Annotated in this window: 28 protein-coding genes; 16 read left to right on the plus strand and 12 right to left on the minus strand. The window is 23.6% G+C overall.

Features of this window, described 5'->3' with window-relative positions; translation table 4 throughout:
• Positions 1-530 precede the first annotated feature (530 nt).
• From ACQH24_RS00090 to ACQH24_RS00140, 11 genes are all read left to right on the plus strand, one after another.
• A complete protein-coding gene (locus ACQH24_RS00090) occupies positions 531-710 on the plus strand; it encodes a hypothetical protein (RefSeq protein ID WP_425380030.1) in 180 nt (59 codons plus the stop codon).
• A gap of 12 nt (positions 711-722) precedes the next feature.
• Entirely contained in the window at positions 723-1,010 is a 288-nt protein-coding gene (locus tag ACQH24_RS00095) for a hypothetical protein (protein WP_425380031.1), read from the plus strand.
• A 160-nt stretch (positions 1,011-1,170) separates the two neighbouring features.
• Entirely contained in the window at positions 1,171-1,365 is a 195-nt protein-coding gene (locus ACQH24_RS00100) for a hypothetical protein (protein WP_425380032.1), read from the plus strand.
• Positions 1,365-1,853: a hypothetical protein gene (locus ACQH24_RS00105; RefSeq protein WP_425380033.1), complete on the plus strand. Its 489-nt coding sequence runs from the start codon at positions 1,365-1,367 to the stop codon at positions 1,851-1,853. The genes ACQH24_RS00100 and ACQH24_RS00105 overlap by 1 nt, the downstream gene beginning before the upstream one ends.
• Before the next feature lie 65 nt (positions 1,854-1,918).
• On the plus strand, positions 1,919-2,152 hold the full coding sequence (locus ACQH24_RS00110; RefSeq protein WP_425380034.1) for a hypothetical protein: 234 nt from the start codon (positions 1,919-1,921) through the stop codon (positions 2,150-2,152).
• 3 nt (positions 2,153-2,155) lie between these two features.
• Positions 2,156-2,932: a hypothetical protein gene (locus ACQH24_RS00115; RefSeq protein WP_425380035.1), complete on the plus strand. Its 777-nt coding sequence runs from the start codon at positions 2,156-2,158 to the stop codon at positions 2,930-2,932.
• Between the two features lies 1 nt (position 2,933).
• Positions 2,934-3,794, plus strand: a complete 861-nt coding sequence (locus ACQH24_RS00120; protein WP_425380036.1) for a recombinase RecT — start codon at positions 2,934-2,936, stop codon at positions 3,792-3,794.
• Entirely contained in the window at positions 3,785-4,264 is a 480-nt protein-coding gene (locus ACQH24_RS00125) for a hypothetical protein (RefSeq protein WP_425380037.1), read from the plus strand. Before ACQH24_RS00120 ends, ACQH24_RS00125 begins: the two co-directional genes overlap by 10 nt.
• A complete protein-coding gene (locus ACQH24_RS00130) occupies positions 4,264-4,431 on the plus strand; it encodes a hypothetical protein (protein ID WP_425380038.1) in 168 nt (55 codons plus the stop codon). The genes ACQH24_RS00125 and ACQH24_RS00130 overlap by 1 nt, the downstream gene beginning before the upstream one ends.
• The gene (locus tag ACQH24_RS00135) at positions 4,424-4,681 is read left to right on the plus strand and encodes a pentapeptide repeat-containing protein (protein WP_425380039.1); all 258 of its coding nucleotides are present in this window, start codon (positions 4,424-4,426) and stop codon (positions 4,679-4,681) included. The genes ACQH24_RS00130 and ACQH24_RS00135 overlap by 8 nt, the downstream gene beginning before the upstream one ends.
• Positions 4,674-4,856 (plus strand): hypothetical protein, encoded by a 183-nt coding sequence (locus tag ACQH24_RS00140; protein ID WP_425380040.1) that lies wholly within the window; start codon positions 4,674-4,676, stop codon positions 4,854-4,856. The genes ACQH24_RS00135 and ACQH24_RS00140 overlap by 8 nt, the downstream gene beginning before the upstream one ends.
• A gap of 18 nt (positions 4,857-4,874) precedes the next feature.
• On the opposite strand, the gene ACQH24_RS00145 is transcribed toward ACQH24_RS00140, so the two are convergent.
• From ACQH24_RS00145 to ACQH24_RS00155, 3 genes are all read right to left on the minus strand, one after another.
• The gene (locus tag ACQH24_RS00145; protein ID WP_425380041.1) at positions 4,875-5,138 is read right to left on the minus strand and encodes a hypothetical protein; all 264 of its coding nucleotides are present in this window, start codon (positions 5,136-5,138) and stop codon (positions 4,875-4,877) included.
• A 116-nt stretch (positions 5,139-5,254) separates the two neighbouring features.
• Complete coding sequence (locus ACQH24_RS00150) at positions 5,255-5,863, minus strand: hypothetical protein (protein WP_425380042.1); 609 nt, start codon at positions 5,861-5,863, stop codon at positions 5,255-5,257.
• 2 nt (positions 5,864-5,865) lie between these two features.
• Positions 5,866-7,047 (minus strand): hypothetical protein, encoded by a 1,182-nt coding sequence (locus ACQH24_RS00155; RefSeq protein WP_425380043.1) that lies wholly within the window; start codon positions 7,045-7,047, stop codon positions 5,866-5,868.
• Positions 7,048-7,168: 121 nt separating this feature from the next.
• On the opposite strand from ACQH24_RS00155, the gene ACQH24_RS00160 reads away from it, so the two are divergent.
• Positions 7,169-8,128, plus strand: coding sequence for a transposase (locus tag ACQH24_RS00160; protein WP_425380044.1), 960 nt, complete (start codon positions 7,169-7,171; stop codon positions 8,126-8,128).
• 202 nt (positions 8,129-8,330) lie between these two features.
• Here ACQH24_RS00160 and ACQH24_RS00165 read toward each other — a convergent pair whose 3' ends face one another.
• The 4 genes from ACQH24_RS00165 to ACQH24_RS00180 are packed head-to-tail and all read right to left on the minus strand — an operon-like array spanning position 8,331 to position 11,464.
• Positions 8,331-9,227: a hypothetical protein gene (locus tag ACQH24_RS00165; protein ID WP_425380045.1), complete on the minus strand. Its 897-nt coding sequence runs from the start codon at positions 9,225-9,227 to the stop codon at positions 8,331-8,333.
• Between the two features lie 43 nt (positions 9,228-9,270).
• Entirely contained in the window at positions 9,271-9,936 is a 666-nt protein-coding gene (locus tag ACQH24_RS00170; protein ID WP_425380046.1) for a hypothetical protein, read from the minus strand.
• Positions 9,899-10,987: a hypothetical protein gene (locus tag ACQH24_RS00175; RefSeq protein ID WP_425380047.1), complete on the minus strand. Its 1,089-nt coding sequence runs from the start codon at positions 10,985-10,987 to the stop codon at positions 9,899-9,901. Before ACQH24_RS00175 ends, ACQH24_RS00170 begins: the two co-directional genes overlap by 38 nt.
• 15 nt (positions 10,988-11,002) lie before the next feature.
• Positions 11,003-11,464, minus strand: coding sequence for a hypothetical protein (locus ACQH24_RS00180; RefSeq protein ID WP_425380048.1), 462 nt, complete (start codon positions 11,462-11,464; stop codon positions 11,003-11,005).
• A 270-nt stretch (positions 11,465-11,734) separates the two neighbouring features.
• On the opposite strand from ACQH24_RS00180, the gene ACQH24_RS00185 reads away from it, so the two are divergent.
• From ACQH24_RS00185 to ACQH24_RS00200, 4 genes are read left to right on the plus strand one after another with little or no spacing between them, the layout of a single operon-like run.
• Positions 11,735-12,226, plus strand: coding sequence for a Panacea domain-containing protein (locus ACQH24_RS00185; protein ID WP_425380049.1), 492 nt, complete (start codon positions 11,735-11,737; stop codon positions 12,224-12,226).
• Positions 12,207-12,599, plus strand: a complete 393-nt coding sequence (locus ACQH24_RS00190; RefSeq protein ID WP_425380050.1) for a hypothetical protein — start codon at positions 12,207-12,209, stop codon at positions 12,597-12,599. The genes ACQH24_RS00185 and ACQH24_RS00190 overlap by 20 nt, the downstream gene beginning before the upstream one ends.
• A 21-nt stretch (positions 12,600-12,620) precedes the next feature.
• Positions 12,621-13,031 (plus strand): lipoprotein, encoded by a 411-nt coding sequence (locus tag ACQH24_RS00195; RefSeq protein ID WP_425380051.1) that lies wholly within the window; start codon positions 12,621-12,623, stop codon positions 13,029-13,031.
• A gap of 27 nt (positions 13,032-13,058) precedes the next feature.
• Complete coding sequence (locus tag ACQH24_RS00200; RefSeq protein ID WP_425380052.1) at positions 13,059-13,397, plus strand: hypothetical protein; 339 nt, start codon at positions 13,059-13,061, stop codon at positions 13,395-13,397.
• Positions 13,398-13,433: 36 nt separating this feature from the next.
• On the opposite strand, the gene ACQH24_RS00205 is transcribed toward ACQH24_RS00200, so the two are convergent.
• Genes ACQH24_RS00205 through ACQH24_RS00225 form a run of 5 tightly spaced genes read right to left on the minus strand, consistent with a single transcriptional unit; the run spans position 13,434 to position 20,143 of the window.
• Positions 13,434-16,625: a hypothetical protein gene (locus ACQH24_RS00205; protein ID WP_425380053.1), complete on the minus strand. Its 3,192-nt coding sequence runs from the start codon at positions 16,623-16,625 to the stop codon at positions 13,434-13,436.
• Between the two features lie 4 nt (positions 16,626-16,629).
• On the minus strand, positions 16,630-18,021 hold the full coding sequence (locus ACQH24_RS00210) for a hypothetical protein (RefSeq protein ID WP_425380054.1): 1,392 nt from the start codon (positions 18,019-18,021) through the stop codon (positions 16,630-16,632).
• Positions 18,014-18,292: a hypothetical protein gene (locus ACQH24_RS00215; protein WP_353487204.1), complete on the minus strand. Its 279-nt coding sequence runs from the start codon at positions 18,290-18,292 to the stop codon at positions 18,014-18,016. The genes ACQH24_RS00210 and ACQH24_RS00215 overlap by 8 nt, the downstream gene beginning before the upstream one ends.
• Positions 18,292-19,752, minus strand: coding sequence for a PBSX family phage terminase large subunit (locus tag ACQH24_RS00220; protein ID WP_425380055.1), 1,461 nt, complete (start codon positions 19,750-19,752; stop codon positions 18,292-18,294). The genes ACQH24_RS00215 and ACQH24_RS00220 overlap by 1 nt, the downstream gene beginning before the upstream one ends.
• Positions 19,745-20,143: a hypothetical protein gene (locus ACQH24_RS00225; RefSeq protein ID WP_425380056.1), complete on the minus strand. Its 399-nt coding sequence runs from the start codon at positions 20,141-20,143 to the stop codon at positions 19,745-19,747. Before ACQH24_RS00225 ends, ACQH24_RS00220 begins: the two co-directional genes overlap by 8 nt.
• Positions 20,144-20,277 lie beyond the last annotated feature (134 nt).

Raw genomic sequence — 20,277 nt, forward strand, 5'->3', positions numbered from 1 at the left:
AGATATGTATAATGTACGATGAAGCTCCAAAAAACAACTCTTGTTAGGGTTGTTTTTTTATTTTAAAACAATCTAACAATTTAATAGTTATTTTGGCGGTCTAGCTCAGCGGTAATCAGTCCGGAAATAATAGACGCTTTAACAAGCGATAGTCGTGATAAGTCCAGGGCTAATATCAAACGACAATAAAAAAAGAGATAGTGACTTAAACAATTAAATTTGCGTTTAGCATTCGGTCCTTCATATGGATGCAAGTAGATTTAATTTCAAAAACTGAGCGTAAAATCCCAGAGCGAAAGCACAAATGGGCACGGAAGAAGGAAGACATATATGTCTGGCGTATAAACAATATAAACAATTACAATTTGTAGTACTTTGTAGTTAATTAATGGAGGGTTATATGAAAAAGTTAAATAAAAAAACACAAATAATATTAAATAAATTAATGCTTAAAAGTTATCCTGTTTCATTTGAAAACATGACTGATGAACATTGAGCATTAGGAAAACAGAATTAGGAGAAACTAATCTATGAAATGTCAAAAAATTAATTGTAATAATAAAAATGCTTATTTTGGAAATAATTATATTGAAAAAATTGGTGATAAATTAGAGTGAAATTTAGGTTATAAAAAAGAAATTATATTATGTAAAGAACATTGATTAAAAACTTATCAATTAGAAAATTTAATTGTAAATAAACAAAATTAGGAGGAATTAAAAATGTCATATTGTATTAGTGATTATTTAAATGAAAAATGAATTAATAATAAAGCATTAAAAATTAGTAATAAAGATATTATTTATGCAGAAATTGATAGTGATGATGAAAATTGAGAATTAAATTTATATCTTAAATTTGGTAATGAAGAACGATATGTCGGTAATGTTTCATTGCCAACAGATTTTGACTTAAATTTAAAATGATATGAAATTGATGAGGTTAAAGGTTTAATTAGTGATTATTTAGAAGATGAAGAAGCAGATTACGAGGTGATAAATTATGAATAAAAGATATTTATTAGTAATTAAAAATGGTGACTTTGATATTAACAGTACTTTATTATTTTATACATTAGAAGAAGCAAAAATGACTGCTAAAAAATGTTTGGTATAACTACAATTATTGATTTAGAAGATAAAAATATTGAGTGAAATGGAGATAAATAATATGGAATTAAAAGATATATTAAATGAAATGTTTGATAATTTCCCAGAAGTTGCTCAAAATTATGGTGAAGCAATTATGGATCGATATGAAATTGAAGTTGAAAATAAAAAATTAACACCAGAACAAATAAATAATCTTACATATATATATTTTACAAAACCAAAAAATAATTATATTGGAAATGAGGATAAATAATGAATATAACAGAATCAATTAAATTTGACAAACTTAAAGAAGAAAACGAAGAACTTAAAAACAAAATCTCTGAAAAAGATAAAGAAATTGCTGAAAAAGATAAAGAAATTGAAGAACTTAAAGAAGAACTTAAAGAAGAACTTATTTTAAAAGAAAATCAAATTAAAAATCTTAATTTAAGACACGAAAGAGAATTAGAAAAAGAATTAAATTCTTGAAAGAAATTAGCAGCAGAAAATTTGCAACAAATAGAATTTTTAAAAATAGAAATTAGAGAATATAAAAAAACAGAATTATATAAAGAAGATTTTTGTGTTTCTTTCTATTGTGAGCGAGATTATGAGGGTGGTTTTATATTAGATGTTGATAATGATATGAGTGAAGAAGATATAATTGAGGAATATAGTACAGAAATTGTTCAGAAAATTATTCAATTAAAATACCATTCAAAATATGATTTATTACTAAGTAAGGATGAATTAAAATAGAAACACATTATATTATTGGATGATTAAGTACTATTTTATCAGTTTCTTATTTGATACCTCAATCTTTGAAAACAATTATTAAAAAAGATACAACAAGCATATCATTATTAATGTTAATTTTATATTTAATTGGAAATATTAGTTGAATTAATTATGGATTTATATTATATCCAATTAATTTAGTGCTTATAGTTTCTAATTTATTACAGTTTATTTTTGCAAATATTATATTACTAATAAAAATAAAAAATATAAAAAATAAAATTGATAATTTTAATTTTAAAAAGAAAGGATGATAAATAATGAATAATATAGTGCAAAATGTAGTATTCCCTTTTGTAATTAAGGGTGATGATTTTAAAGAATTAAGTTTGAAAGCAATTCAAATTAAAAAGTGAATTGATAATAATAGTAATGAATTAGTTGAATTTATATATCGTCATCGTAATCAATATAATACTACTGGTTATAAAGATGTACATTTAAAAGATATTCCAAGCACTTTAAGTAAAGTTGATATTGTATTTAAAGAGCCACTAGATTTAATTAAAGTATTTAAAGATGATTTAAATCGTATTCATAATAATATTATTAATTTTGAAAATTCGGTTAAAAATAATAAAATTGAAATTAAAAATAATATTAATCAGGTGCGAATTCAAAAACAAAATGAATTTTTTAGAGAACAAGAATTAAAAAAACAAGAATTAATTGAGCAAGCTAATAATCTAAATACAGATATGGGTTTAGATTTAGATCAAATACAAGATGAGCAAATTCGTGTAATGGAAGAAATTGAGCAACTTGATAAATCACTTGAGGTAAAACCATTAAAAAAAGTTGGTATTAATATTATTAAAGATAAATTATTAGTAAAAGATATTGAAATATTAGGTATTAATGATGATTTTTTACAAAAAGCAGATAGATTAGAACTTATTTCTTTTTATAAAGATTATCTTTTAATAGATGAAAAAATAGTTAAAAATAAAATTAAAGAACAATGAGATAGTAATGCAGATATGAATGCTATTGGAGTTAAAGGTATTAATTTTAAAATAAATAAAGGAGAAAAATAATATGGCAAATGAATTACAACAATATATTAATGGTGCAATAGTTAAATATGAATTAAAAGTTAATGATAAATATTTAAAAGAAAATATTTTAGCATTAGAAGAATTAAAAATGAAAAATGGTAATAGTTATATGTCATTAGTTTCTAATGCAGATAATGCAAAAATTACAGCATTAGGAATTATTAAATTAAGTAATAAAGGATTAATTTTTAGTAAAGATTTTAATATTATTCCATTTAAAAATAAATTAACAACTATTATTGATAGTAAAGTTTATTGTAAAAAAATTGAAGAAAATGGTTATAGTCCAAGAAAAGCAATTATATTTAAAGGTGAAAAATTTGAATGAGATACTATAAATTCTTGCCCTAAAATGCATGAAATTAATTTTAATGCAAATACTAGTGATTATAATGAAATTATTGGTGCTTATGCTTTTGCAAAAGATAAAAATGGGAATTATCAAGGTATTTTATTAAGAAAAGCAGATATTGATCGTTTAAAAAATAGTAGTCCATCAGGCAATGGGCAATATAGTCCATGAGTAAATTGACCAAAAGAAATGGTTGAAGCAAAATTATATCGTAAATTAGCATTAGAAATGGGTATTGATATTTCAGATATTGATTTAGATGAAAAAGAAATTAAAGAAGATGGTAATTTTGAATATATTCCTTTTAATGATATTACTGTCGCCAAAAATCAGGGGCAGATGAGCGATGAACCCTTTTCAAATAATATAAATACCCCATCGCATGCAAAAATAGCAGACACAAACGATAATGTAGTTAAAGAAGAAGATATTTCAAATGTAATACCAGTATTTAATAATAATGATGAGGAATGAGCAAGATGGGAATAAAAATAGGTATTGACCCATCAGGAACTGGTACTACTGCTATTACTGTGTATGAAAATAATATTTTAAAACAACAAATTATTTATACAGATAAATACTGATTAAATCATGCAAAATATATACTTGGTTTTCTAATTGATTTTGACCTTATTGAAGAAGATTGTTTTCTTTTTATAGAAAATTGTTTATATACAACTGCTAATGCTAGTAAAGATAGAGATGACTTATTAAAGTTATTGGGTGCAATTGAAAATGACCGTTATGAAGTTATTAATTGAATATCACCAAAATATACTAAATCAGTTGTTAAAAATATAGAAAATTTAAGTAAATATAATGACGGTTGTTTATGAAAATATGAAAAAGATACTAATTTAACTTATCAATATGGTAAAGGTTGAAAATATAATAATGAAAAAATAAGTAATCATTTACGAGACGCAATTATTATTGCTAATTATGAAGGTAAATAATGAAACCTAAAAAACAACAAGTTATTATTAGGAATGTTAATGTTTATCTTAATAAAGAACAAGAAAAAATATGAAATGAATTACCTAGTTTATATACTCATAGCCAACGAGTACAGCATTTTATAAATTATTTTATTGTAAATGAAAGGAAAAAAGATAATGAATAAATTAGAAATTAAACATAAACGAACAAATGAAATTATTATGACAATAGAATATAAAAATTCAATTAATGGAACAGACCTTAGTGGAACAGACCTTAGTGGAACAGACCTTAGTGGAACAGACCTTAGTGGAACAGACCTTAGTGGAGCAAACCTTAGTGAAGCAAAAAATATCAATTACGATTATTTAATTGGAGCCAATACCTGTGTTAAAAAAAATGATAAATTAAAAAAGGTAAAAGCTAGTGAATAACTATATATTATGTTATCGATCTGAACAAGGTAATCGACCATGTAAAAACCCTCGTGGTGAATATATAACTGGTATTGATAAAGAAGATGTTGATATTAATTCTCTTGAATATTGAGAATACTATAAAAGTATTTATGGAGAAGAAAATTTAATTATATTAGAAAATAAAAAATAACCTTAATTGGTTATTTTTTTAAATGCTATTTGTTAGTTTTTTAATAGCATCTTTTTGTGCTTGTTTTTTAACATTTTTAATTTGACCTGTTTTTAATGCTAATTCTGTTGCATATTCAGGTCCTCTTAAATGCTTTTCGTGAGCAATAACAGCAGTTCGTAATTCTCTAATTTCTGCTTTATATTTTTTAATTTTTTTAGCAGATAATCCAAGAATACCAAGACTACCCATTCCACCCGCACCAGCTAATACAAGTAAAGCAATCATTAATGTTTCATTCATTTTATTTAATTCCTTTCTTATCCTTACTCAAACAGTGGCCATCTATTTTTTCAGAACAAAATAATTTATAAATTAAATTATATAACCACCCAATATCAACCACCCCTATATATAATTTAATTTTTACTATTTAATATATCATTTGCTGTTTGTATTACTGTTTTTTGTTCTTTTTCTTGCACATGATCTATTTCATTTCATTTTTTTGCTAATTTTGGAGCAACTAATCTTGTGTTATTCCGACAATCTAAACAATATCTTAAATGGTCTTTTTTTCATTTTGATTTATAAATCAAAATAATAATTAATGAAATTATTAAAGTAATTAAAGGTAAAATTGTAAACACTAAACCAATTTTAGAAACTCTAAATCTTGGTATATCAATTTTCATATCTACTTTTGGCTTACTACTAGCAACAAATATACCTTGAATCCCATGTGTAAATAATGGTGTTAATAATATTGCAATACCATTACCTCAATATTGTCCATAATTATATCAATTAATATTATCTTTTATTGCATTAATCATTCCATATTCTAATCAACAATTTAATGCTAAAAATAATAATGTATAAAAACTAACTACTCAGCTACGAATAATATATTTTATTTTTCAATTTTCAATATCTTTATGAGTTCATTTATCAGTTAAAATAGGGTCTTTTTTAAATCAATTTCAAGGTAAAGCACCTTTTAATCAAGTTGTTTTATCTTGTGTCATTATTAAATTACCAACTTTCTTTTAATTTTTAAATTAGCTATATTTGTTGTTTCATCAATCATTTTAATAAGACCATCAGTATTAATAGCAAAACCATAAAGATTATCTTTTAAATAAGTAGCATAGCCACAATAAATATCAAAGTTTTTAAAAGTTTCTGCAAACATATAAGGTAAAAGTGAAAATTGACATCATACTTTATATTCATATTTAGATTTATCAAAATCTTTAATCTGATAACTTATACTTGTATTTGATACAAAATCACTTGTATCAACAAATTCTCATTCATTTGGAATTTTTGGTAAATCTTTTTTTTGTAAAAAAAACTTATCTAAATATTTAGTAGTACCTAATGTATCATCAGTACTTTCAATACCAGCAACTGAACTATCAATAATGCCATAATTAGCCGTATTTTTTCCACCCTCAAAACTAGGGTCTCAAACTCTTAATTCACCTGTTTCAGCATTAAAATCAGCATTATTACGACCACTTGAATTAGATAATAAAGTTATTTTATTTTGTTTTAAATCTGAAACAGTAATTTCATCATTTTGATTTTTAATAATAAATTTATTATCAATTTTAATATTACTACCACTTTGTTTTGCTTTTCAAACATTATCTTCATAATAAATTGTATTATTATCAAATGGAACTATTAATTTAATATATTCATTATAATCAATTTTAGAAAAATCATTAATAATAGGATAAGTTATATTTATTGAATAATCAGTTTGTAATCGTTCTTTTAATCAAAATAATAATGTTGGATAAAAAGTTTTTTTACTAATATGTTTATATTCTTCTTCTCATGGATGAGCATAATTATCTAATAAATAATTATAAGGTCTAGTTTTTGTTTTACTAGATATAATATCAATTATTTCACCAGCTAATTTTAAAGCATTTTTAACATCTCTTGTAATAGTATCATTTGCATCAGGATCATTAGTTTGTGAATAAGCAACACCACCTTGTGAAAATGAAGCACTACCAGTTAAATCATTAACTCCTTTGGGTAAATATCAATTTATAACTGCTAATAAACAAGCTGATTGAATATAACTTAATCATTTATCATATTCAATTAAACCCGTATTATCTTTTTTTACTCAGGGAAATAAATCTTTTTTATTTATTTTATCTGAAATTGTCCCACCTGATAATCTATCCATTCATAAACTAGTTTTTAAAATAGCATTATAAATTAAATCTTTAATTTTGTCGAAAACTCTTGATATTTATAGAATATATCTAATTTTAGGTATATTTTTAATATATAGAGGTAAATAATTGATGGAAAAAATAATTATAGAATTAAAAAACAGTTTTACAGATGATCAATTTTTAGAATTTGCTGAAAAAATAAAAAAAGAAGCAGAAGTAATCAAAAAACAAAAACGTTTAAATGAAATTGATCAAAAATTTAGAGATAAAGGCATTATATGTCCTGATTGTAAATCTTATCATTGTGTTAAAAATGGTCATAATCCCGAAGGAAAACAAAAATATTTATGTAAAAAATGTCGTGCTAGTTTTGATGCTTTTCGTCATCATTTTACTTATTGAAGTCATTTAAATTATGAACAGTGAAATTTATTAATTCAAATTTCATTATTAGGACAATCTAGTAAAATAATTTCCCGTTTTATTAAAACAACATCAAAAACTGCTTGATATAATCGTCAAAAATTAATGCAATCAAAACAATTAGAAAATACTCAATTAAAATTTAAAAAATTAAATGGTCAAATCCAAATTGATGAAACTTTTATTAAAGAAATCCATAAAGGTAATTTTAAAGATAAATTTGATAAACGAAAAACTCATCTTGATCCATTTTCAACTAATACCAAATGCTGTATTCAAATGGTAGTTGATAGCAATAATAATATTTTTGTTCAATCCACCAATACCAAACGATTACAAAAACAATGAATTATTGAAAATATGAATAAGCAATTAATTAAAGAAAAATCAATAATTATTTCTGACATGCAACCATTATATTTATTAGTAGCAAAACAAACAAATTCTACTCTATATTCTACCAAAACTAGTACAAACCCTGATACTAGTTATCGAAAGTTAAATAAGATTAGTAAATTACAATCCAGTCTTAAAGAAGCCTTAATTCATTATCATGGTTTGGGTTTCACTAATATTCAAAATTATTTAAATCTATGAAAATGAAAATACCAACATAAAGGTTTAACACCAAAACAACAATCAACGGTATTATATTTTAATGTTTAAAAAATTTAAAGCAAAATCATGATCTTAAACAAAATTATTTTTCAAATTGTCATATTGATGATTTTTTTATTTCATCAAGAGTTTTCGACAAAATTAAAGAATTAAATTATCATTATAAGCAGATTGTCTGCTATCATTAATAGGTTGTCAAAGTTTACTTTCTTTAACATTTTCAACTGTTATAAATAACAAATTATTTAAATTATTTTCCATATAAAACACCCCTTAATTGATTACGATATTTATTTTTTAAATTAGATGGTTTATAACTATTAACTTTTCTTTTAGTTTTATTAATTACTTTAATAGATTTATTAACCTGATAAAATTTATTTTTAACTGGTGTTTTATATAAATTCTTAATATTTTTAACATCACTTTTGCGCTGACGATATCATTTTTTATTATTAATTTCACCAGCAAAATTAAAATTAAAATGTCCAATCTTTAAATTATTAATAAAATTTTTAATTTGTTGTAATTTTTGAACTGTTGGTGATGTTAATTTAATGTTTCCTTTTGGATATTTTTCTTTTAGTGATTTTGGTAATCGTTTTTTAATATAATCTCTTAAATGACTAGGTAATCATTTTCTTAATCAATATCTTCAAAATAAAGTCCCAGCATTAGATACAGCATTACTTAATAATTTTCATATTTCAACTGGAACACTAGGATAAACATAAGGTCCATAAAACTTAGGTCTCTTTGCTGTTTTTGTATATATTAAAATAGTTAAATTACCTGTTAAAGTTAACTTATTTGTTATATTAAACATACCACTTTCAAGTCAACTACTATTTAAAGGTTTTCAATTAGTATTTAGATAATTTTCATTTTTAAATTGTTTTCTATTTTTAATATTATTATTTTTTTCTAATTGACTTAATATTTGTTGAATTTCTCTTTTATGACCTTTTTTAATTAAATCTAAATAAGTAAACGGATTTAATCATTGATAAATATCTTCAACTTTATTTGTAATTTTTTGTAAAGGATTATAAACTTTATTAATTAAATTAACAAATTTATTAAGTAAAATTGTATTTTCTTCACCTAATAAAATTGTAGTAATAACTCTTAAAATTAATAAATTCATAATTAATTTTAAACCTGTTCCATTAATTTAACACTATAATTAATTACTTTTTTGTAGCACTTGGCATTTGAATATTAATATCATTTGCTGAATTACCTACTAATCAATTTTTACCATTTAAAGAAATTATAACCTGAGTTGGTACTGACATATCATATCTTGCTTTTGTATTAAAATCAGGGTTTTTAATGACAATTTCAAAATCATTTTCTGTTATAGTTTCTGTTAAGTCATCATCAATACCTTTTATAATTTGAGGTTGTAATGCATTAATTAATTCATTTTTTACTACATTTTTAGGGTCGTTAACTTTAAATTCTGTTGGACTATCAACATCACCATTAATTACATCACTTAAATTTTTTAGTATAAATTTATTTACATTTATATTAACTACTTTTTGTCCATCAGCATTATTTTTACCTTTAATATTTAAAACAAAATTATTACTATTAGCAATTAAATTAATATCATTTTTTCCCATAAAATCAGTGCTTATTTCAAAATCATTTTCTGTTAAACTATCATTAATTTTTTTAATTTCTGATAAAACAAAATTTTTATAAACATCACTTATTTCATTTTGAGTTGCTGTTTTAGGGTCTAAAACATTTTCAATAAAATCATTTTCTGATGCTGTCGGTGTAGCAATATTACTTATATTTATTTTCCTAGGGGTTGGTCCTGGGTGTTGGTGATGGAATAACATAATCAATAGGAACACGATAAGTTTTATTTAAGTTATCATATGCTTGTTTAATTTCATCTTGGGTAGGTGCTTTTTCCAAAATAATTTTACATGTTTTAGGATATAAAATTGTTGGTGTTGCATATTGTACTTTACCAATTCATTTAGGGTTAGCAGTATCATTATCTAAAACTTGTTGAATAGTATCCATATTAATTGGATATGCTCATACTTGTTTATTAATAAGTAAACCATTTACATTAGTAAAATTATAACCTTTATCTCGATTAACTTGTCCTTTTGTATATGTTTTTTCTAAATGAAAACTTTTAGATACAGGAATACCCATTGCAGTATTTTCATATAATTCACCATTAACCATTGCTTTTAATTGAGCTTGTGATCCAATTACTTTTAAATAAGCAGGTGTTAATCCTAAATATGCTCTTCGCCCTAAAACCATAAACATTTTATCTGTTGGTAAACCAAAATATAAATTACTAATTTGATTAGTTAATTCAATTAAATTTTCATTTAATGTAAAGAATGCTTTATTTGCATCATCAGCATTTTCAGCTGTATAACTACGAAATGGAATAACTTCATATTGACCATCTGCTAAACAATAATCATAAATCGCTTGAATTAATTCACATTCTAAATTGACAAATTTATTTTGTACAACACTAGAAATAGCATCAGCAATAACACCATTTTTAATATTTTGTTCTATTAATGCTAAGTCAAAAGCTTCATTCATTAATTTTAAATTAAATCTTTTATCAATAGGAACTGGAATTCTTGTTAATCCCATTGTTTGAGTTGTTCCACCATTTGGTAATGAATAATCATTTTGTCATACCACACGATGAGTTAAATTATATAATGCTTGTCCAGCATTTGGTAATCAAGCAACTTGTTCTGCTGTTGCTGTTGCATATTGCATAATACTTGCATATTCATTATATAAAGGTCCACGCAATAAAGCATTAACCATATCAACATATGCTTTTTGATCTGTTGTATTACCTTCTAATGTAAAAGGTACTTGTGGCAAATTAATTGTTGCCATAATTTCACTCCCTTATTATCTAAGGTTTTTAAGTGTAAAATCTGATATCTTTTTAATCTCTTCAGGTGTATATGCACCTTTTTCTTTAATACTTTCAATTTCATCATTTTTATTTTCAACCGAATTTTCAATCATTTCTTTAATAAAATTAGTTGGTGAAATTGATTGTTGTTCTTCAACAAACAAATCAGGTTTTAATTCTTTTAAAGTTTGCATTTTTTCAGTTAAAGAATTACCACTAACTTTATTTAAATTAGTCTTAATATCTTCAATTTTAGTAGATGGAACATCTTTAAATGCTTTTAATTCATCTAATTCATTAGATAATTTAATAAAGTCTTCTTTTGATATAACATCTTCTCGTTTTTGCACACTTTCTCTAATTTGCTTTGCTTCATTATTAAATTGATTTAAGATATTTTCTGCAATCTCTTCACTTAAACCTTGTTCGATTAATTGTTCTTTTGTTAGTGCCATTTTATAAACCTCTCTTTTTTTATTCTTGTCCGATTAACAAGTCAGCTAAACTCTTTTTTAACGGTAAAAGATTAAACCTATAACTTGATTATATATAAATAGTTAACAAATGCAATATATTTTGTAAACAAATACTAAACAAATAATATAAAAATGTTATAATGAAATTGAAATTATTATTTATTGGTATATAATTACTAATAAGAATGATGCAGTCATTCTCTTTTTTATTTTTTGCTGTATAATTATATTAATTAAGGGGTGGAAAAAATGAATTTAGAAAAATTAAAAGGACTATGTAAAGAAATTATTAAATTTTATGATGAAGAACAAAAAAATGAAAATATATTAGAAGAAGATATTGAAAAAATTAGTAATTTAAGAATTCAAAAACTATTGTTTTTTATATATGGTTTTTATTGAAAAGAAAAAAAACAAGAAATTATTCCAATTACATTTGAAGCATGACAGCATGGACCAGTCATAAAAGAATTGTATAATTTTATAATTAATAAATTAGATAAATCAAATATGAAAAGAAATAATGAAATAAATTTCAACTGATTTAGAGATGCTAAAACTCCTGAATATGACGAGAATTTACTTAATAAAATATTAAAATATCTTAGCCAATTTTCTACCATTAGATTAGTAAATGCTTCTCATAAAACAGAACCCTGATTGTTTACTGAAAATTCAAAAGTTATTAATAATGAAGAAATTAAGAAATGGTTTGAAAAAGATGTACCAGCAATTAAATAAAACCGACAAATTATCAAATTATGATGACAAATACATTTTATTTAATTTTAGATTTACTTTAATTGAAACAAAATTAGATACTAGCGATTATAAAAACATATTTAATAGAATTATTACGCATTACTCTAAAATTACAGTTAGAGAGTTTGATAGTTCTGTTAATATTGAATATAATAAAAAAATAATAAACAGGCAAAAAGAAAAAAATACTCAATTTATAGATTATATAAAAAATAATTATGACTTAGATTTAAAACGTACTTTTGATATTTATAGAGGTGGAAACGGAAAACGAGCAGATGGTTTGTTAATAAAAAATATTTTTTATTTATTAGAAATTACAAATCATAATCAAAGAGACGGAAAAAAATAGATATAAATAGGGAGAATGCATATGAAAAGATTATTAAGTATTATTGGTGCAATATCACTACTAGGAACAAGTACAACAAGCTTAGTTGCTTGTAAAGATAAAATACATGAATATACACCAGAAGAATTAAAAGAACTAAAAGAAAAGAATAAAATAGATACAAAAAATAAAGAAATTAGAGACAACTTAGAATGAATAGCACCACAAGAAAAGCCTTTTAGTGAAATAGTAGATAATAAATGATATTACATAATATATAAAGATAATTATAATAATATAAAATTAACAAAAAAATTAAATAATAATCCAAATTCTAATATTGATTTACCTTGATCACCATTATGAATAAAAGTTTATCGTTGAAATTTAAACACAACAGAGCCAAATTTAATAGTTGATGATAAAGGAAATGTAAAAGTTAAAGGCGAATAAAAATTACTGGATAAGGAGAAAAATTAAATGCCCGAGTGAGCAATACTAATAATTATAGGAGGTGTTATTTTCTGAACAACTGTTATAATAATTGCTATTTTAAGTTTTGTTACACAAAATAAAAATATTGATGAAACTGTAGAACAAGAAATAGAGGATAAATTAAAAAAATTAAATCATAGTAATTATGATTGAAAAAGTTATCAAAATTATAATAATTTAAAAAATGAATTACGCGGTTGTATTATGGATAATAGAAAAAATTTTCCTAGTTTTTCCAGAGCATATAAAAATAATTCACCAACTAAAAATAAAGAAATTTTAAACATTGTAAAAGAATATTTAGAATTAGACAATGAATATTAAATAAAAAATTAAAAAGTGCATTAAGCACTTTTTCTTTTACCTAGGTTTAATTGTAATTTTAACTGGATCATCACTATTATTTACCATATTCAATACACCTAAGGCATTTAAGTCTATTGTTATATTTTTATCATTACCAAAATATGGTCAATATTCAGCCCCACCTAAAAATGTTAATTTTGGTTTTACTGTTTTTGAAAATCTAATTTTTAATTTCATATCATTTGTATAATATGCTTGTAAATAAGTTTCTTTAATTTTATCATTTTCTGTATCATTTATTTTAGATATTGTAAAAGCAAAATGGAAAACTCCACTATTTTTTTCAGTCCAATAAAGACTGTTGTACTCTCCACTATCCAAATTATTAGCAATACCAATAATAAAATTTTGTGGTTCATTGTTAATATTATCAGTATATAAAGTTATTGTGTTTTCAAAATTGATAGATATTTTTTGTTTTAAACCTACTTTTTTTAAAACAGAATTTGATAATATACCCAAATCATTATTGCAACTATTTTCTCCCGCCGATAAATTAACATTTCTATCTTTAATAAAATATTTTAATTCTGGTTCTAAACAATTAGATTGTAAATTATTAATATTACTTATTTCTATTGTTTTGTAAGCATCTTGGAATTTACTAATACTTTGAATTGTTGGATCAATTTCTTTTAAATCAATTTCAGTTTCATAATATGCTTCATATAAATTATCTAAAAATATATTCACATCATTAATACATTGTGCTGGTGCTGTAATTTTAGTTATTAATGCTTGTCCTGTTTTACCATCTCATATATTTTTTGTATATTCTGGGTAATTATATGGTACTGGTGGGAGAACATATTGTGGGTAATTAAATGTTGGTATTTCATAATCATGTGGTAATAAAAAACTAGTTTTATAATTAGTTGTCATATCGCGTAAATAATTATTTAATACACTTTTTGTTTTACCTCTAAAACTTCACACTGATAATCTTAAAAAATCTTCTTCATTATTAGTATATGGATTATCTGCATAAAAAATAATTTCAAAATTACCTTTATATAATGCTTGAATTGAAAACATATCAATAATATAACTACAATTTGTACCATCTGGTGTTTGTAAAAATTCTAAATCATTATCTTTTTCACTATCACTAACTGGTGTTTGTGCATCTACGGCTCTTATTAATTCATTAATTAAATATATTCGATTAGTTTTAGGATTTAATTGTTTTAAATTATAAGTTGAATAAGTTATTCTTTCAGTTGGTTTACCATCTTTTTCTAAAACATTACCTTGTATTTTATCAGTTAATAATGTTGTAAAACCTAAACTAGTAGCATTAGCACCAAAAATAGCACCAACTTTATCATTTCCTTGTTCTCTAAATATTTCAAATGGTAAATAACCTTTACCTTTGGCATCATCACCTCAAAATGCATCATTATAAAAACTATAAATATTTGCACTCATAAAACCATTTAATCATTGAAAATTAGGTCATGTTTTTTCATCTTGATTAATAACTCAACCTCAAGGAATACCAAATGAAATAAAATTTAAGAATTTACCAACTCCACCAGGTATTGTAAAAGGATTAAATACTAATTTTTGTGTATAGTTTAAAGGTAATATTGTTATTTGTCGATTAATAAAATTATTTATATTTAAAATATCTCAAACATTACAAGACCCCATTTTATTATATTCAAATTGAACTTGTCCAACTGTATTACCAAATTCATCTTTTCTTCTAAAATATGATGAAGCTTGGGTACTAATAATATTATCAACATTTCCACTATTTACTTTTATTTTATTTGGTGGAGTTATATTTCAATTTTTAGATCAATAAAATTTAGATTCTTTATTTTCTGTATGAATATTTCTACCAACATTAGAATTAGTAGCTGATGTAGTAGTAGGGTCTGTTATAACAATACCTTCACTATTTTTTGAACTTCAAAAATCATATCTTGCTTCCATAAAATCTTTTCAATCTTTAAATCCTGTTATCATTGTTGGTTGAATACCTTGAATATTATATCAACTTACATCTGGGGAAGCATAAGTATTAATTTTATCAGGTGAAGCAGGATACATATTATACATTAATAAATCTCGGGAATTCATTACTTTTTTATTAAATTGACCTTTAATAATTGGTCGACCAATAACCGGTATATCAAATAAAATTGGATTACCATAAAATTTAACTGACATTGCTCTAACACCAGGGTCTTTTAATAAAATCTCATCTAATTCAACAATACCTTTATTTAGTTTTTCATCATAAGTTATTTTAGGAAAACAATAACCTTCACCCGGGGCACTTGTTTGAATAAATTGTCGTACTGATAAACCACTATTACTAATTTTGTCATTAATACTTGAAAATGTAATTTCTTGTCATAAAAAACTACCATCATAAGGTGAATAATAATTAATAACATTAGAGGGATATAATCATTGTCTATCTTGTGGAGCAGAATTAATATCACCACCACCAATATTTAAACCACGATCATTAAATACAGTATAAAAATTATAATAATCATTAATATTTAATTTCTCAGCATCTTCATCTAAAATTAATAAAGTATATTGTCTTTCTGTTGATTGTTGAGTAAATACTTGTTCAAATTTTGCTTCACCAAATTGAATTGAACTTCTATCATCAATCATATAAGCATCTCAATATTTACCAACTTTAACTTCTTTTGTATAAAAATTATCTGCTTTATTATCATTATTAATAAAATAACTTAATTTATATTGATTTAAGTATTCTAGCATTTTATTAATATCATAAATGTTTGCACCATCAATTAATTTTCAATAAACATTATTATTTTCATCATTTAATTTTATTGCAAAAGGTGTTTCATTATTAGCTCATATATTTGAATTAATGGGCTGATTTTTAAAATCATCAATAGTTAAAATATTAATTTCTTCACCTTTATATTTTTGTACTATTTTTAAACTATTTTGTCATTGTGCAATAGTACTTTCCATATTATCAAATATTCTTGTATAACTACCATAATCACTTGGCTTAGCATTATTAGGTTTTCAACCTGTTTCAGTATCAGGTATATATGAACTATAAACATTAAAAGGAAATACCATTCAATGTCTATTATCTCGTATGTTTTCTCTGATATCTATTAAAGTATCATGGGCTTGTCTTCTTAATTCTTCCATTACACCGGGGTTAATTCTACTCATTTTTTTAATCCTCTTTTATTTCTGTTCGACCTTGGGTAGCATTTTGATTATTACCAGTTTCATCATATTCCATTAATTTATTATTATGTTCTATTTCTTTACTTTGCATTTTATCTTGTCATGCTTCTACTTTTTCAAAATACTTATTTGCTTCTAATTCATCAATATTATCATATTCAGTAATTGCTCTTACTGGCTCCATTGTTCCATTTTCTAATCTAGCAGTAATTAATTCATTTTGTCGCATTTGATCTACTAAACTAGCACTAACAAAATCAAAACCATAAGGTCTTTCACCAGTACCATCTCATAAACCATAATATTTTAAAACTGTATCAAATACTTTTGTATAGTATTGCTTACGATATGCTTGTAAATATGCTTGTTTTTCTAAATCTTTTGTTTTAGTTAATAATGATTGTGTTTTATTTTGGTCATTATCTGATTTATCACCAAAAGGACTAGAAAAATGACATGCTAAATATACTTGTTCAATAATTGCTTTTTGGTCTTCTGTATATGTTTCTAGTGTTGGTGTACCTTGTACTACTTGTAAAGATTGTGATAATTGACCATCTACGGCTGATTGACCTGATTGAATAAAAATATCATCAAAAGCATCTTGTATTACTTTTTTATTACCTTTATTATAAGCAGTCATTAAATCATCATCTAATACTCCATATCAGTGTGTACGATTTGCTCATCTTTCTTTTGATTTAATATTAAAACTATCTTCTAAATCAAATTGTAATTTATAACAATTTGCCATAGTAGGTCATGGATTTAAAGTTGTTGATGTTGATAAGAACAACGGATTAGGTTCATTTATCATTTCTCAAAAAGGTACAATACCTAATTTATTATTAAATTCTTGTACTAAAACAGGTTTAACATCATCTTTAATTTGTGTTTTACTTTGACCAACAACTACTTCATTATTTTTAGGTCAACCTTTAATAACTATTTTATATTTTGTACAAATTAAATTTAAAATAAAACCACTGTCTGATTGATGATAATTTAATCAAATATCAGCACCTTGTTCAATTTCATTTATTTTACTTACTCGTGATGTAAAGTTAAAAGGATTAATTCATAAATCAATATTACCATCACTAGTTTCTAATAAACCAAAGATAGTTTTACCCATTAAACTTGCTGTTAATTCATTTTTATCTAATTTTTCTTTAATTTTATAAGTTTCATATCATCAGTTTAATTTTTCTAAAATGTCTTTACGATGAGACTTAAATAAAATATCTTTACCATTTATTAGCCGCATTTGATGACGAGCAATAATATTTGCTAAATTAATTGTTCATTCATAATTATAAAATTTTAAAACACTATTAATATCAGTTAAGTTTGGTAAACTAGGGAAAGTATTATTCATTGTTATTTTGCTCCTTTAATTTTAAAATAAGTGCATAATTAATAATATTTACTGTTAATAAATTTGGTTCATTTGCTAAAACTTGTACACATACTTTAACTTTTTGATATTTCTTAATATATTCGTTATATAAATTTAATTTACATATTGCGATATTATCTTTTTTTAATTCTTGACAAAGTCTTTTTTTAACTTGTCCACAAACAGACATATAAGGTCTTTTTGCATTTATTACACGTTCATCATGTATTACATAAATATCTTTTTTCATTAAGTTATTCACTCCCTTTGTTGTCATAATTTATAATCTGCTGAACTATTATGTTTAACCATTGGTATTAATTCAAAATGTAAAGCATAAAAATCACTATCAAATGTATCATCATATAAGTCTAATACTTTTTCTTCTCTTGCTTCAGACTTATCTTCTCATTGAATTAATTCATATTGGGTTTTACTTACAGGACATTTTTCTCATAATCATTTTAATTGATTAGTATTTATTAACATTGTAAATGCTTCTACACGATGTCTTACTTTAAATTTTTGTTTTTGTGCTGGTTTAAATGTCATATATTGACCAAAATTATAATTATATTTCTCTCGGTTTAAACTTTGTAATGTTGAATAAGCACTATCATCAACATTAATTGATATACCTTGTTGTATTAAATTAAAATATTGATTTAATTGATTGTTATAAAACTCTAAAATATCTTTAACTTGTTCTAATTCAGTTTTAAATTGTTGAGTAGCATTTGAGTGTGTATATTCTGCTACTTTATATGCTTTTTTATCAAATGAATTATATATTCAAAAACTCGCTGCTGTTGTATGTCCTTTGGGACTAGTAGCATTCGCAATGTCAACACCACCTAATAACTTAGTTGGTTGAATAATATCTGTTGCTTGCATAATATCAATATATCTTGCAAAGATTGACCCACTAGTATTGCCAGGCAATCCTCAACTCCATACTCTTGCTCTTTCAATATCTAATTGTTCTAATCTTAATTGTTCATTAACTTTATCTTGTGGTAATTCATAATTTAATCTTCAACTAGAATAATGAATAATAATTTTCATATTTCATTTTTCAATATACTTAATTTGCTCATATTTACTACGCATTATTTCTTCATTAAAAGGTAATAATTCATTACAATAACCAACAATATATCTTTTTAAACTTTCAGGATTACATGTATTAATTGTTATTTTATTTTGATAACCACGAATAGCAAACTCTAAATCACTTAAATCTTTTTGTTGAAATTGGTCGCATTCTTCTCTTCAATCAATAACTAATTTATATTTATTCAAATCAGCAAAAGCTTTTAATTTTTCTTTCCGACTTGGTGAATGTAAACCTTTACAATATATTTTGCTGCCATTTGATAAAGTAAAAGTAAAATTTGATAAATTAATAGTATAAGGAATATGATTTTCATCTAGCATATTTCATATATTTTGAAATACACTATCTTTTAAATCTTTACTTCAATACATACTAGCAATTATACAAATTGGCTCTTTAATTAATAAACTAATTTTTAATAATTCACCAAACATTTTAATATTTGATATAGTCTTACCACTATATCGTGTTCCAATTTGATTAATTTCATTAACTAACTCAAACTTTTTAGCAAAGGGATATTTATTACCAATACTACTATTTTGCAATAACCAATAGGGCGTTTCTAACAAATAAGTAAAATGATTAAGCATTATTATCACTTTCTTTTTTAATATCTCTAATATCAGTTTGTAAATTAACAATTATTGGCTGTTGATTATTTAAGTTTAATTCTTGTTCTAATTGTTTTTCTTGGAGTGAATATTTATGATTAAATGCTCGTTGTCAATATGTTTTTACTCCATCAGGTGTTTTAACCATTGTTTTAATTAATTCACTCTCAATTTTATCCACTTGCTTTTGAATATATGGTACTATCTTTTCGCTCTTGTAAGTTTCATGTCTTCATCTGCTAGAAAGATTGAGTTTATCGGTTAAATCGTTCAAAGTATAGGGGATATTTGTTTCCTTATCTTTTCAAAACTCTTCAATTTTTCTTCAAATTGTTGTATAACTTGCTTTATTTGGATTAAATTCTTTCATTTTTTACTCCTTTTTGCATATTAAAATTGCTATTATTTAATGAATATGATTAAATAAAAGAGTAAATAAATATCTGATAAATAAAAGAATTTTCACAAGTTCTTTTTTTATTATCTATATTTTACATCAAAATA

Source organism: Spiroplasma endosymbiont of Stenodema calcarata, from assembly GCF_964031205.1.
Lineage (GTDB): Bacteria > Bacillota_I > Bacilli_A > Mycoplasmatales > Mycoplasmataceae > Spiroplasma.